This is a genomic window from Bacillus cereus group sp. BfR-BA-01430, from assembly GCF_022663115.1.
GTDB lineage: Bacteria > Bacillota > Bacilli > Bacillales > Bacillaceae_G > Bacillus_A > Bacillus_A cereus_BD.
The window spans coordinates 74441-89006 of record NZ_JAKUEW010000012.1; the positions used below are offsets into that span (position 1 = coordinate 74441).

Here is a 14566-nt window from a genome sequence, read left to right on the forward strand (position 1 = left end):
TTTACAAACAAATGCAAGATTTGTTTATACTCTTTATTTGATAACGGTCAAATCCGTCTTTTCCTAATGAGAATAGATCCGTTCAGAAAAGATGCTCCAGGGCTACCTTCTAACATGACTATCTAGAGAATCTCCCAGCTAATAATTCCCCTCTCTGAAGACGTTTTATGTTATACTCTTCCCCTTCAATGCATTTATATAATTGTTATTTATTATATACAATAGTGTAAAAAACGAAACCATATTCGTCAAGATAAAAAAATTTTATGTTAAATGATTACTCAGTCTGATCTTTATTTGCACTATAAAAGTATAACATGAAACGTTACTCATTGTTATTTCTTCATCCTTACCGATTATTCACCTTCATGAATCAAGCTACCCAAAAGTAGCGGGATTAAAGTAAAAGTAGGATAAGCACATTCAGCACTTATCCTACATACTGTAACATTACCTTCCCCTTTCATAGACTACAAAATAGATTGACTTCCTAGATGGAGGAATCATTATGATGCGACGTTATCGGCGTTCCTATAATTTTTCTGCCCCCTCATGGGTTAGAAGTTTACAAACAATGTTTTCTGATTTTGCAATACCACTGACTATTTTCCAAGGGATTCGCACCTTATTGCTACCAACATTTTTAGATTTTATCATTTTGATTATTTTTGTTATAGCAACGATTCGCTTACATTTTCAGCCGTAGTTTCAAAACTACGGCTATGATCCGTTTCCCTGCTGTACAGCTTGTAGTTGGGAAAGAAAATACTCAATATTACTTACAAGCCAATGAGATTGCTGTAACATTTTCACATTTTGAAACTCTTTTTGCTCATTGCGAACTTGTTTCTTCTTTACATACGAACGGATTTGACGAATAAATGGAGAGGGATACGTTAAATAAGCATACATTAGGAGTTGTTCTTCTTTTGTAAAGGGAAAATGTTTTTGATATTCCTGATACCATTCAAAACGGTCACTTCTAGCAATTGGATAGGTATTTAAAGAACGTGTATAGAAACCTACAATATCTTGAATAGGAGTCGCAAATTGTGATCTTTCTAAACTAATAAAATAGCCATTCCTCTCATAATCAAATAAAAAATGATTGAGAGATACATTTCCATGCACGAAGGAAATGCGTGTTTTTTCTTTTTCTTTCATCGCTTCATACCAATCGGTAAGTTGCTTTGTCGCAAAATCTCGCGCTCTCATCACATGATGAAAATACGTACAATACTGTAATTCAAATGGTGACATATACCACTTTGATTCGGATTGAACAAGAAATTCTTCTAATATTTCACCATCTTGCTCCCAGCGATCCGCTATATTTGTATAATGATTTTCTAACGCCTCTTCTGTATACGGTTCCTCTCGCACTGTTTTTTTATGAAGCATCGCTAACGTTTGAAACATTTTATGATATTGACCATTACCCTCGTCATTCCCGTCAGCTTTCTCAAGCCAAGGCATTAAATAATAACTATATGTTCCGTCACTCAAAATATAATTCCCATCCATCGCATGATAGATGGGAACATAGTTGGAAAAACCTTTTTCTTTTAAATATTGAATATGATGCATAAAGTGATTGCGCTCTAGTCTTTGATTCGGCAATTTTTTTAATGCATACGGGCCTTGATTCGTATAAATCCTCATTACATTCCCATATTCTTCGATGTGCTCTACATTCAATTGATATCGTCTCACAATTGGTTCATAGCGATTGCGTAATTCTATATCCATCCGACTAATCCTTTCTCATCCAAAAATTCAAATGGAAGAAAAGAGATGAGTGAAGAATAGTCTTCACTCATTTTGACTTCGCTTTTGGAACAGGTATATAAATAACTTGACCTGCTGTTAAATAAATATCGTCCGTTCGGTTCATGCGATGTAAATGTTGCACAGATGTCTCATAACGCTCTGCTACCGACTCGATTGTATCTCCCTCTTGCACAAAGTACATTCTCACCTTTGTAAATTCTTCTTCTGCTTCTTTTGTAAACAATTTTGTTAAATATAAGGCATTTTCATCTCTTTGAGAATATACAGGTTCTTCTTGGTCTTCCTTTTCTTTCTTCGTTTCTTTTTCTTGAAAACCTGTTCGTCCAAACAATTCAACTTGCGGCATCGTTTCCTCTTTATCTCGCTCTTCTACATCATGTTCTTCTAATTCTTCTTCCTCTACTAACTCTTGTTCTTTCCGTTCTTCTAATTGAAACGGTTCAAAGGCATAATCTTCCCATCCGTTTGATTCTGATTGAAGAATGATTTCTGCTGTTTCTTTCGGCTCTTCCAGCTCTTTTTCCTCTTCAACTGTTTCTATCTCTTCTTCTCTTTTACCGTTCACATGTTCACTTTCTATATCTTCCACATCATCCAGCTCACGCTCAATATCATTTAATCCGTATATAGAAATATCAGCTAACAATTGTAAACAGCCATTTTCCTTTAACTCATAATCAAATTCCTCGATAGAAACATACAATTCTTCAATTACCTTTACTCGATTTCTTGGAATGGAAATTTCTAGTGGAAACGAATGAACAAGTTCATGAGTACCATCTTCTCTCTCTTCCACATAATCAATTGATTTCGCCGGGGATAATTCACTCGTTGAAAACTCAGTTTCCTCTTTCTTTGCAATATATTCCCCAGTTAAATCTAACTGACCTCGCACAATCACTTCATGTTCAAGCTCTTCTATCTCAACGTCTGGATCTAACGAAATTGACAAAAGTTCTTCGACTTCCTGTCCTTTTTGGAACCAAACCGATTCTTTTAGTGAAAAACGTAATGAATGATCTGTTGCCACTCCTTTTCCCCCTCCCAAACTGTATGTCATTACAGATTTATGTTTCTTGGGGACATTTTATGAGTAAAAAAATCGCACATGTGGTCTTTTCTTATAAATGAAAAAGGTTGCCTGGAAGATTCCAAACAACCTTTTTATTTATGCTTTTAATTTTGACATTGCAATTTCTGCCGCAGCAATTGTTGCTTCAATATCAGCATCACTATGTGCTGTTGATAAGAATAATCCTTCAAATTGAGATGGTGGTAAGAACACACCTTGTTCTACCATTTCACGATAATAAGCTGCAAAAAACTCTAAATTCGATGTTTTTGCTGCATCATAGTTAATCACTCGTTCATTCGTAAAGAAAATACCAATCATCGAACCTGCTCGATTAATATGGTGTGGTATACCATGTTTTTCCGCAGCTTGACGCAAACCATTCTCCAACATTTCTGCTTTACGTTCAAACTCTTTATAACATTCTGGTGTTAGCTGTATTAATGTTTCATATCCCGCTGTCATCGCAAGTGGGTTACCAGATAAAGTACCTGCTTGATAAATCGGTCCACTAGGCGCAACTTGACGCATAATTTCTGCTTTACCACCATATGCTCCTACCGGTAGACCGCCACCGATCACTTTTCCTAAGCAAGTTAAATCAGGTGTTACACCGTAATATCCTTGTCCACAGTTATATGCAACGCGGAATCCAGTCATTACCTCATCAAAGATAAGCAGCGCTCCATATTGCTCAGTTACTTCACGAAGTCCTTCTAAAAATCCTGGTATAGGTGGTACAACTCCCATATTTCCTGCTACCGGTTCAACAATTACACAAGCAATATCATCTCCGAATTGTTCAAAAGCATATTTTACGCTTTCTAAATCATTATAAGCTACTGTAATTGTATTTTGGGCTACACCTTCTGGTACACCAGGACTATCCGGTAAACCAAGTGTTGCAACGCCAGAACCAGCTTTAATTAATAGAGAATCACCATGACCATGGTAACAACCGATAAATTTCAAAATTTTATTACGTCCTGTATAACCACGTGCTAAACGAAGCGCACTCATCGTTGCCTCTGTTCCAGAGTTTACCATACGCACAATTTCAATAGATGGCACACGTTCAATCACAAGCTGAGCTAATTTATTTTCAATTTCTGTTGGTGCCCCAAAGCTTGTTCCTTTTTCCGCAACAGCTTTTAACGACTCTACAACACGCTCATTGGCATGTCCATGAATAAGCGGTCCCCATGATAATACGTAGTCAATGTACTCATTTCCATCGATATCATATACTTTAGAACCTTTTCCTCGCTCCATAAATAACGGATTCATCCCAACCGATTTAAATGCACGAACTGGGCTATTTACACCACCAGGCATTAAATCTTGAGCTTCTTCAAACGCTTTAATCGATTTATCAAACTTTTTCATTATCGCGCGCCCCCTTCTCGTAACCATCTTGCTGCATCTTTTGCATGATACGTAATAATTAAATCCGCACCCGCACGTTTCATACTTAATAATTTTTCAAGGACAATCTCTTTTTCATTAATCCAGCCATTTTGGGCAGCTGCTTTAATCATAGAATATTCTCCGCTCACATTATATGCGACAATCGGTACATTAAAGTTATTTTTCACATCGCGAACAATGTCTAAATAAGAAAGAGCTGGTTTTACAATTAAGAAATCTGCTCCTTCCATTACATCTGACTCAGCTTCTCGGAATGCTTCCATTCGATTTGCTGGATCCATTTGATATGTTTTACGATCTCCAAATTGCGGTGCACCATGCGCTGCATCACGGAATGGTCCATAAAATGCAGATGCATATTTCACTGCATAAGACATAACCGGCACGTGTGCAAAACCATTTTCATCTAAAGCATGACGAATAGCTGTGACAAATCCGTCCATCATGTTAGAGGGAGCAATAATATCTGCTCCTGCTTTCGCTTGGCTTACAGCTGTTTTTGCAAGAATTTCTAACGATTTATCATTTAAAATAATACCATCTTCAATTACACCGCAATGACCATGGCTTGTATATTGACATAAACATGTATCCGCAATGACGACTAACTCTGGAAATTGCTCTTTAATTTGTTGAATCGCACGTTGTACAATGCCGTGTTCACAAAATGCAGAAGATCCAATCTCGTCCTTCTCAGCAGGTACGCCAAATACGATAACAGAACGAATACCTAAATCAACCACTTCTTGCATTTCAGCTTGCAGTAAATCTAAAGAAACTTGATATACGCCTGGCATAGAAGGAACTTCGTTACGAATATTTTCACCTTCAAGTACGAAAATAGGGTAAATAAAGTCTTCCGTATGTAAAAATGTTTCACGTACAAGCGCACGCATATTTCCGCTTTGTCTTAAACGACGATGACGATTAAATTGTAAAGAGTTCATAAAATTCTATCCCCATTCTTTTATTTTCATTATGCATTTACATAAAACTTGGAAATGCATTGTATTAATGATTCTATCGTGTATTCTTCTGGAACAAGCACATATTTAAAATACTTTCTTGCCTCTTTTTCTGTTATTGGTCCTATACAAGCAATTGTACATTTTTTTATCCATTCTCTCCAGTTTGTACCCTCAAGTAACTTTACAAAGCTTTCAACTGTAGAGGGACTTGTAAATGTAATCACATCAATTTGATTCGATTGTAAAGCTCCGATTAAGTCTTCTTTTTTCTCATCATTTAGTTTCGTTTCATAGACAACCAACTCTTCTACAAGCACCCGAGCTTCACGAAGTTTCACTGAAATTACATCTCTAGCTAAATTCCCTTTTGGAAATAAAATACGCTCTGTCCCGTTTAATGTTTGCACAAATTCCATCGCAAACGTTTCAGCAACAAACGCCGTTGGAACAAAATGAACTTGATACCCTCTTGCTTCTAGTTCTTGCGCCGTTTTTATACCGACTGCAGCAATTTTTATAGCAGGCGGAAGTTTCTGATTTAGTGCCTCCAAAAAGAACCTTACTCCATTTTTGCTCGTAAAAATGAGCCAATCGTATACATGCAACTGTTTGGCTATCCTTTGAAGCTTTTCTTGAGATACCCCATCTATACGCAAGAGCGGAATTTCCATTGGAATTCCGCTCTCTTTTCTCACTGCTGCGCTCATTTGCCCAGCTTGATGCTGGGCACGTGTAACGAGCACTTTTTTTCCAACAAGGGCATTCATAGTTACTGTTGCTCCTTATTTGCAGCTAAAATGAGCTCTTTTGCTCCTTGCTGAATTAAGCGCTCTGCCGCTTCTAATCCTACTGTCTCGGGGTTTGTCCCTACTACTGTTTCTTTTAATAAGACAGAGCCATCCGTTGATCCAACAAGCGCTTGTAATTGAATTCTTTCATCTTCTTGAAGTGTTGCATATCCTGCAATAGGTACTTGGCATCCTCCTTCAAGCTTATGAAGAAATACTCTTTCTGCCGCTACTGTTCGTTCTGTTGCTGCATCGTTCATATGTGCTAATAACTGCAATAAGTCCTTATCATCTTCACGACATTCAATAGCTAAAGCACCTTGTCCTACAGCTGGTACACATAATGATTCGTCCAGGTGTTCTGTAATCACATCATCATCCCAACCCATCCGCTTTAGTCCAGCTGTCGCTAAAATGATTGCATCATAGTTTTCTTCTTGTAATTTACGTAATCTCGTATCGATATTTCCACGAATCCATTTCACTTGTAAGTCAGGTCTAGCAGCCAATAATTGTGCGCTACGTCTTAAACTGCTCGTGCCAAGAGTTGCACCTTTTGCTAACTCCTGAAACGATTCCCCATTCTTCGAAATAAATGCATCACGCGGATCAACACGCTTTGGTATACACCCGATTGTTAAACCAGCTGGGAGCATAGCAGGCATATCTTTCATACTGTGTACAGCCATATCGATTTCTTTTGTAAGAAGAGCATGCTCAATCTCTTTTACAAATAACCCTTTACCGCCTACTTTAGAAAGCGTAACGTCTAAAATGACATCCCCTTTTGTAACAATTTCCTTTACTTCAAATTCATACGGTAAGCCAAGCGCTTGTAATTGATCAATAAACCAATTCGTTTGTGTTAATGCCAGCTTACTCTTTCTTGAACCTACAATAATTTTGCGCATAACTTTCTCTCCTCATTATAAATACCAAAAATGGAAGTTGGATAAACTGCTCAATAGGAAAATATTAACTAACATAACTAGGAATGCACCAATATTCCATTGGATAATCTTTTTTCCGTGCAATGCATCTGCTCCTCGTAAATATAAACCTGCACAATACATAAATAAAACAACAAAAGACCCGATTACTTTCGTGTCATACCAATGAAAATTATCTAACTTCGTATATCCCCATATACATCCGAGTAAAATGGCCAATAAGAAAAATGGTACAGAAAACAAATTTAAGCCATAAGACATCGACTCAAGTTTTGGTAAATTTCCTAATCTTCTTAATCTAGCATTCCATTTTTTCTGTTTTAAAAGCCGGTACTGAAGTAAATACATAATAGAAAAAATGAATGAAACGGTAAATGTTGCATAGGAAATAATCGCCATACCTACATGCACATAAACAAGCTCTGAAACTAATTGCTCAGCGAGTACAGGCGACATCTTTCCGAGCGGCGTAAAAATAGAAAACGCACTTACACCAAAAGCAACAACATTTGTAAAAAAAACTAAGAAGTCAATTCGCATAAACCGATTGATGACTAATGACATTGTAATCAATAGCCATACATAAAAATAAATCCCAGATAGCAAGGTTAGAATCGGATTCGTTTCTGACTCTGTAGCTCTTAGCAACATAAAAACAGACTGTAACACCCATACAATGGAAAGTAACCAAAAAGCAAAGCGATTCGCCTTTCGGTTACTTTGAAAATAATCTATAAAATATAAACTAATGCTACAAGCATATAAAATAATTGCGATATGATAAATAATACTATTATTTAAAAAGCTCATCCGATCATCCTTTCGTATTATAAAGATGAAACGGATGGTGTCCACGCTCGTTTATGTTCCGGTTCTTCCGTATGTTCAACCTCTTCTTGTACTTCTAAATCAAAAATTTTCGCAAATAAAGCAAGCTTTTCCGTTGCTTCCTCTTCTGCAGCTAGCTCTTTTGCCACCAAGATTGGATCCTTCAACAATTGATTAATAATACTTTTTGTATGCTTACTAATAACCTTTTTCTCCCGATCGCTTAACGTTGGAATTTTTCGTTCTAAACTTCTCATCGTCTCACTTTGAATTCCTAACGCTTTCTCTCGAAGAGCCGATATTAAAGGCACAACACCTAGCGTGTTTAACCAATTTTTAAATAAAACGATTTCTTCTTCAATCATAAATTGAATCTTTTCCGCTTCTTTTAAACGCTCAGCACGATTCGCTTCCACTACATCTTGTAAATCATCGATATCGTACAAGAAAGAACCCTCTAATTCATTGATTTCTGGATCGATATCACGAGGTACGGCAATATCAACCATAAATAATGGGCGACCACTGCGCATGCGTTCTACTTTTTTCATCATTTCTTTCGTAATGACATAATTCGAAGATCCTGTTGAACTGATCAAAATGTCCGCTTCTAATAAAGCACATTGTAGTTCACTTAACGGCTTCGCATGCCCCATATATTTTTCTGCCATTGTTTCCGCTTTTGTAAATGTACGGTTCATAACAGTAACTTTTCGAGCTCCGCTTCCATATAAGTTTTGCAGTGCAAGCTCACCCATTTTTCCAGCACCAAGAATTAAAACGTGACAGTCTGTTAAATCACCAAAAATTTTCTTCCCAAGTTCAACAGCGGCATAGCTAACAGACATTGCACTTTCACCAATTGTCGTTTCTGAATGTGCACGTTTTGCTAACGTAATGACCTGTTTAAACAATTCGTTAAAAATGGTTCCTGTTGCCTTTACCTCCTGGGCTGTTAAAAAGCTATTTCGAATTTGACCTAAAATCTGTGTTTCGCCAACTACCATAGAATCTAATCCGCACGTAACGCGGAATAAATGCTCAATTGCACCATCTTGTTCAAAAATAGACAAGTATGGTGAAACTTCTTCTATCTCAAGCTGAAACCAATCAGCTAAAAATTTCTTAATGTAATATCGTCCCGTGTGTAATTGATCAACAACAGCATAAATCTCCGTACGATTGCACGTTGATACAATGACATTCTCTAGCACGCTTTTTTGACTTTGTAATGTCGTCATTGCTCGTTCTAGTTCTGCTGCCTGAAATGTGAGTTTCTCACGAATCTCTACAGGGGCTGTTCGATAATTTACACTAACAACAAGAATATGCACGCAGCATGTCCCCCTTCACCCGTTTTATCACCTTATCTACTATCATAATACAACTTTCCTGTTATGAATCTGACAATCGTGTGAACAACGTAATTTTTTATCCTTTTTCCTCGAATTCACAAACTAATGAGACAATCTTCCTACCAAATACCTACTTTATAATCATTATAAAATAATAACTCTATTTGTACGTTACCAAAAAAAACTGCCAGAATCAAGTAATGGAAACTATTCCATATACATGGAAGCACGATCTTTCTCTATCTTCTTTCATTATCACATAAAATATGTATGATTGTTCCATAATGTTACATAAAGTGAAACTTTAATCAGCGGGGTTTTCTTCATCCCCCACTGATTATGAGCCCTCACCAATCAGGCTGCCCTAAAATAGCGGGATAAAATAGCCTTCCCAACCGCATCCTTTTTAAGCGAATATAATTATCAAACAAAAAACGCGTGACGAATTCGTCACGCGTTTTTTGTTTTTGTAAACTTATGAATCGCTTTCCACGCTTCTTCTTTTCCAAGCCCTGTTTCAGAAGAAAATAGAACTACTTCATCACCGGCTTCTACATCAAGTGTTTCCTTTACAACTTTCAAATGCTTTTGCCATTTCCCTTTTGGAATTTTATCAGCCTTTGTTGCAATAATAATTGTTGGAATTTCATAATGCTTTAAGAAATCATACATCATTACATCATCCTTTGTTGGAGGATGGCGTAAATCAATTACTAGCACAGTCGCATCTAATTGTTCACGTGTTGTAAAGTAAGTTTCAATCATCTTACCCCACGCTGCACGTTCTGATTTCGATACCTTCGCATAACCGTAGCCCGGAACGTCCACGAAATGCATCATATCATTAATGATGAAAAAGTTTAATGTTTGCGTTTTTCCAGGTTTAGAAGAAATGCGGACTAACTTTTTACGATTTAAGATTGTATTAATAAAAGATGACTTTCCAACATTCGAACGACCTGCTAAAGCAATTTCTGGCAAGTCACTTTCTGGATATTGGTCTGGTCTAACAGCACTAATAACAATCTCTGCTTTTGTTACTTTCATTGTTTCACTCCTACTAAGGCATGCTCTAACACTTCATCTAAATGAGACACAAGCACAAACGTAAGATTTTCTTTTACGCTTTCTGGAATATCATCTAAATCTTTTTCGTTTTCTGCCGGCAAAATAATTTTTGTTAAGCCTGCGCGATGAGCACTTAATGTTTTTTCTTTCAAACCACCGATTGGTAATACACGACCGCGAAGCGTAATCTCACCCGTCATCCCTACTTCTTTACTTATAGGAATACCTGTTAGGGCAGAAATAAGTGCCGTTGCCATCGTAATACCTGCTGATGGACCATCTTTCGGAACTGCTCCTTCTGGAACGTGAATATGGATGTCATTTTTCTCATGGAAATCCGGGTCAATATGAAGTTCCTCTGCACGAGAACGAATGTAACTAAAAGCTGCTTGCGCAGATTCTTTCATCACATCTCCAAGCTTCCCTGTTAAAATTAATTTCCCTTTTCCAGGAGATACAGCCACTTCAATTGCAAGTGTATCGCCGCCAGCAGATGTATAAGCTAATCCTGTTGCCATACCAACTTGATCTACCTTTTCAGCCTGACCGTATCGGAATATACGCTTTCCTAAAAGGTCCGCAATATTCTTCTCTGTAACAACAACGCGCTTACGTTCCCCTGTAACGATAATTTTCGCTGATTTACGACAAATCTTAGCAATTTGACGTTCTAACGTACGCACACCAGCTTCACGTGTATAATAACGAATTATTTCAAGAAGAGCCTCATCACGTACTTGTAAATTCCCTTTTCGTAAACCATGCTCTTTTAATTGCTTCGATAATAAATGTTCACGTGCAATATGTACTTTTTCAATTTCTGTATAACCAGCAATTGATATGATTTCCATCCGATCAAGAAGCGGTCCAGGAATGCTAGCAAGCGTATTCGCAGTTGCCACAAACATAACCTTTGATAAATCATACGGTTCTTCAATATAATGATCGCTAAAATTATGATTTTGTTCTGGATCTAACACTTCAAGTAACGCCGCAGATGGATCTCCACGGAAATCATTGGACATTTTATCAATCTCATCTAATAAAAAGACCGGATTGATTGTCTTTGCTTTTTTCATCCCTTGTATAATCCGACCTGGCATTGCACCAACATATGTACGACGATGACCTCTAATCTCAGATTCATCGCGAACACCACCGAGGGAGACACGGACAAAATTACGATTTAGCGATGTTGCAATCGAACGTGCTAATGATGTTTTTCCGACCCCAGGAGGCCCTACTAGACATAAGATTGGTCCCTTTAGTGAATTTGTTAACTTTTGAACAGCTAAATATTCCAAGACACGCTCTTTTACTTTTTCAAGCCCATAATGGTCTTTATTTAAGATCATTTCAGAATGAGCAAGATCAATTTTATCATCTGTTGCCTCTGTCCATGGAAGCGCTAATAACCAGTCAATATAATTGCGAATCACACCGCTTTCCGCAGAACTTACTGGTAATTTTTCATAGCGGTCTAATTCTTTTAAGACAGCTTCCTTTGTCTCTTCCGGCATTCCTGCCTCTTCAATTTTTTTACGAAGTTCTTCAACTTCCCCGCCTTTTCCTTCTTTATCACCAAGTTCTGTTTGAATAGCCTTCATTTGTTCCCGCAGAAAATATTCCTTTTGCGTGCGTTCCATCGAACGTTTTACTTTTTGCCCGATTTTCTTTTCTAAACTTAATAACTCTTGTTCATCTTGAATAATAGAGATTAAAGTATGTAATCTTTCGTTAACAGATATGATTTCCAAAATTTCTTGCTTTTGTTTCGTTTTAATTGGTAAATGAGAAGCAATTAAATCCGCTAATCTTCCAGGCTCTTCCACATCGGCTACCGTTGCGAATGTTTCGTTCGATATCTTTTTGGAAACTTTAATATACTGTTCGAAATGCTCTAGCAATGTGCGCATAAGAGCTTTTTCTTCTAAGTCGCCTTCCTCTTCTTCTACTATCGTTTGAACAGAAACTTGTATTACGTTTTCTAATTCTGTAAATTCTACTACTTTTGCTCTATGTAAACCTTCTACCAGGACACGAAGCGTACCGTTTGGCAGCTTTAACATCTGCTTTACCTTCGCCACTGTACCTACACTATATATGTCATCTTCTTTCGGATCATCAATATTCATTTCTTTTTGCATTGCTAAAAAGATAATATTTTCATCCACTGCTGCCTGCTCTAGTGCTTGTATCGACTTATCACGTCCTACATCAAGATGCAGAACCATCGTCGGATATACGAGAACGCCTCTTAATGGTAGGAGGGGCAAGATTCTTTCGTTCGTATTCATACTAGACATAGCACCTCCATAATAAATTAAACTCCTGTTCAACTATTTTATATTACAATACACCCTGATGCAATTACAGAGATTCTTTATCATCGCAATTTCACGACTTTTTCTCCTCATAAAAGAAAAATGGACTCCGCTTAAGCATACAAACTTAAACGAAGTCTGGCAAATATTTCTCTCACCATTGTGCGCAATATGCTTCTTATCTCTATAAAAATTCCTACAGAACAACGCTCTAATTCGTATGTAATGAAACGCTCCGCCGAAAGCTTCACCCTATTTACATAGATTGTACATCGCCTTCTTCTAAATCGTTATGCATATCCATTTCACGATGTGAATTTTCCTGCACGAATGCCAATTCAAACACTTCTTTTAGCCTGCGAACAGGAATAATTTCAATTCCTTTTATGGTATACAAAAATGGCTGCATATTCTCAGCAGGAATAATCACTTTTTTTGCCCCTGCCTTTTTTGCCGCTTTCACTTTTGCATATACACCACCCACTGGTTTCACTTCTCCGTGAATGCTGATCTCCCCTGTCATCGCAATTTCGTTACTTATATATACGCGGTGTAAAGCGGAATACACTCCCGTAGCCATTGCAATTCCAGCTGATGGGCCATCAACTGGAATGCCCCCAGGAAAGTTAATATGTATATCATATCCTTCTGGCAATAATTCTAAGGAACGAAGTACAGTTAATACATTATCAACCGATCCTTTCGCCATACTTTTACGACGAATTGATTTCGTTTGACTCCCGATACTCTCTTCCTCTACAATACCTGTCACATTTACTGTCCCCTTATCCTGAGAAGGAATAGCTGTGACTTCAACTTCTAACAATGCTCCTGTATTAGGCCCATATACAGCTAGACCATTCACTAAGCCAATTCGCGGAATGGGGTATATTCGCCTTTCATACTTCGGAGTAAGTTGACTAGAATGAATCACCCATTCAACATCCTCATTCTTAATAAAGGAACGCTCTTCATTAATTGCCATCCCAGCAGAAATTTGCACAAGATTAATGGCTTCCCGGCCATTTCTTGCATACATTCCTATCATTTCAATTCCTTGCTCGTCGATTTCCATCTCTACTTTTTCCGCTGCATTCTTTGCTACTTTTTGAACTTCTTCCGTATCCAATTCACGGAAGAACACCTCTAAACAACGAGAACGAATCGCAGGGGGAATTTCTTCTGGCGAGCGCGTTGTTGCCCCAACGAGACGAAAATCAGCTGGTAACCCTTTTTGAAAAATATCATGTATGTACGTCGGAATCAGCGTATTTTCTTCACTGTAATATGCACTTTCTAAAAATACTTTTCGATCTTCTAACACCTTCAACATTTTATTCATTTGAATAGGATGAAGTTCTCCAATTTCATCAATAAATAAAATACCGCCATGTGCATCTGTAACAGCCCCTTTTTTAGGTTGCGGAATTCCTGCTTGTCCCATCGCTCCTGCCCCTTGATAAATCGGATCATGTACGGAACCGATTAAAGGATCAGCAATGCCGCGCTCATCAAAGCGTGCAGTTGTCGCATCCAGTTCAATAAATACTGCACTCTTACGAAATGGAGATTTTTGATTTTTCTTTGCTTCTTCTAACACAAGACGCGCCGCCGCTGTTTTCCCTACTCCAGGAGGGCCATATATAATGACATGTTGCGGATTCGGTCCACAAAGTGCCGCCTTTAATGATCGAATCCCATCTTCTTGTCCAACGATATCTGAAAAAGATGTGGGACGTACTTTTTCCGCAAGTGGTTCTGTTAAAGAAATCTCACGCATGTTACGAAGTTGTTCTAATTCTTTTTTCGATTCTCGATCAATGGAAACTTTTTGCGTTCGCTGATTTCGGAGCAAATGCCAGAAATATAAACCGACAATAACACCAAAAACAAGTTGAACGAGTAAGAATATGTTTGTCCAGCTCATGATTCATTTCCTCCCGCTACGGTTTTACCATTTAGTATTTCCGGAGAGGAATCGTGCTAAACATAAG

Annotated in this window: 12 protein-coding genes and 1 other annotated feature (1 of these 13 only partly in view); of the genes, 1 reads left to right on the forward strand and 11 read right to left on the reverse strand. The window is 37.7% G+C overall.

The window, feature by feature from the left end:
• Nucleotides 1-198 (reverse strand) — a binding site (T-box leader); it reaches 34 nt to the left of the window's first position.
• A gap of 310 nt (nt 199-508) precedes the next feature.
• Nucleotides 509-706 (forward strand): hypothetical protein, encoded by a 198-nt coding sequence (locus MR058_RS17875; protein ID WP_242145252.1) that lies wholly within the window; start codon nt 509-511, stop codon nt 704-706.
• Nucleotides 707-720: 14 nt separating this feature from the next.
• On the opposite strand, the gene ysxE is transcribed toward MR058_RS17875, so the two are convergent.
• From ysxE to lonB, 11 genes are all read right to left on the reverse strand, one after another.
• On the reverse strand, nt 721-1749 hold the full coding sequence (gene ysxE / locus MR058_RS17880) for a spore coat protein YsxE (RefSeq protein ID WP_242145253.1): 1029 nt from the start codon (nt 1747-1749) through the stop codon (nt 721-723).
• A 67-nt stretch (nt 1750-1816) separates the two neighbouring features.
• The gene (gene spoVID / locus MR058_RS17885) at nt 1817-2851 is read right to left on the reverse strand and encodes a stage VI sporulation protein D (protein ID WP_242145254.1); all 1035 of its coding nucleotides are present in this window, start codon (nt 2849-2851) and stop codon (nt 1817-1819) included.
• A 108-nt stretch (nt 2852-2959) separates the two neighbouring features.
• Nucleotides 2960-4249, reverse strand: coding sequence for a glutamate-1-semialdehyde 2,1-aminomutase (gene hemL / locus MR058_RS17890; RefSeq protein ID WP_242145255.1), 1290 nt, complete (start codon nt 4247-4249; stop codon nt 2960-2962).
• Nucleotides 4249-5238 carry a porphobilinogen synthase gene (gene hemB, locus MR058_RS17895; RefSeq protein WP_242145256.1) on the reverse strand — a complete coding sequence of 330 codons (990 nt, stop codon included), beginning with the start codon at nt 5236-5238 and terminating at the stop codon, nt 4249-4251. Before hemB ends, hemL begins: the two co-directional genes overlap by 1 nt.
• Nucleotides 5239-5267: 29 nt before the next feature.
• A complete protein-coding gene (hemD, locus tag MR058_RS17900) occupies nt 5268-6026 on the reverse strand; it encodes a uroporphyrinogen-III synthase (RefSeq protein ID WP_242145257.1) in 759 nt (252 codons plus the stop codon).
• A gap of 2 nt (nt 6027-6028) precedes the next feature.
• Nucleotides 6029-6958, reverse strand: a complete 930-nt coding sequence (hemC, locus tag MR058_RS17905) for a hydroxymethylbilane synthase (protein WP_242145258.1) — start codon at nt 6956-6958, stop codon at nt 6029-6031.
• Between the two features lie 15 nt (nt 6959-6973).
• The gene (locus tag MR058_RS17910; protein WP_242145259.1) at nt 6974-7807 is read right to left on the reverse strand and encodes a cytochrome c biogenesis protein; all 834 of its coding nucleotides are present in this window, start codon (nt 7805-7807) and stop codon (nt 6974-6976) included.
• 17 nt (nt 7808-7824) lie between these two features.
• A complete protein-coding gene (gene hemA, locus MR058_RS17915) occupies nt 7825-9159 on the reverse strand; it encodes a glutamyl-tRNA reductase (protein ID WP_242145260.1) in 1335 nt (444 codons plus the stop codon).
• A 471-nt stretch (nt 9160-9630) separates the two neighbouring features.
• Nucleotides 9631-10227, reverse strand: a complete 597-nt coding sequence (yihA, locus tag MR058_RS17920) for a ribosome biogenesis GTP-binding protein YihA/YsxC (RefSeq protein ID WP_242145261.1) — start codon at nt 10225-10227, stop codon at nt 9631-9633.
• Complete coding sequence (lon, locus tag MR058_RS17925) at nt 10224-12554, reverse strand: endopeptidase La (protein ID WP_242145262.1); 2331 nt, start codon at nt 12552-12554, stop codon at nt 10224-10226. Before lon ends, yihA begins: the two co-directional genes overlap by 4 nt.
• A gap of 274 nt (nt 12555-12828) precedes the next feature.
• Nucleotides 12829-14499 (reverse strand): ATP-dependent protease LonB, encoded by a 1671-nt coding sequence (lonB, locus tag MR058_RS17930; RefSeq protein ID WP_242145263.1) that lies wholly within the window; start codon nt 14497-14499, stop codon nt 12829-12831.
• Between the last annotated feature and the right edge of the window lie 67 nt (nt 14500-14566).

Bases quoted from the DNA above. Each gene is read 5' to 3' on its own strand.
- MR058_RS17875 (WP_242145252.1), top strand. From the start codon at position 509: ATGATGCGACGTTATCGGCGTTCCTATAATTTTTCTGCCCCCTCATGG.
- ysxE (WP_242145253.1), bottom strand. From the start codon at position 1,749: ATGGATATAGAATTACGCAATCGCTATGAACCAATTGTGAGACGATAT.
- spoVID (WP_242145254.1), bottom strand. From the start codon at position 2,851: ATGACATACAGTTTGGGAGGGGGAAAAGGAGTGGCAACAGATCATTCA.
- hemL (WP_242145255.1), bottom strand. From the start codon at position 4,249: ATGAAAAAGTTTGATAAATCGATTAAAGCGTTTGAAGAAGCTCAAGAT.
- hemB (WP_242145256.1), bottom strand. From the start codon at position 5,238: ATGAACTCTTTACAATTTAATCGTCATCGTCGTTTAAGACAAAGCGGA.
- hemD (WP_242145257.1), bottom strand. From the start codon at position 6,026: ATGAATGCCCTTGTTGGAAAAAAAGTGCTCGTTACACGTGCCCAGCAT.
- hemC (WP_242145258.1), bottom strand. From the start codon at position 6,958: ATGCGCAAAATTATTGTAGGTTCAAGAAAGAGTAAGCTGGCATTAACA.
- MR058_RS17910 (WP_242145259.1), bottom strand. From the start codon at position 7,807: ATGAGCTTTTTAAATAATAGTATTATTTATCATATCGCAATTATTTTA.
- yihA (WP_242145261.1), bottom strand. From the start codon at position 10,227: ATGAAAGTAACAAAAGCAGAGATTGTTATTAGTGCTGTTAGACCAGAC.
- lon (WP_242145262.1), bottom strand. From the start codon at position 12,554: ATGTCTAGTATGAATACGAACGAAAGAATCTTGCCCCTCCTACCATTA.
- lonB (WP_242145263.1), bottom strand. From the start codon at position 14,499: ATGAGCTGGACAAACATATTCTTACTCGTTCAACTTGTTTTTGGTGTT.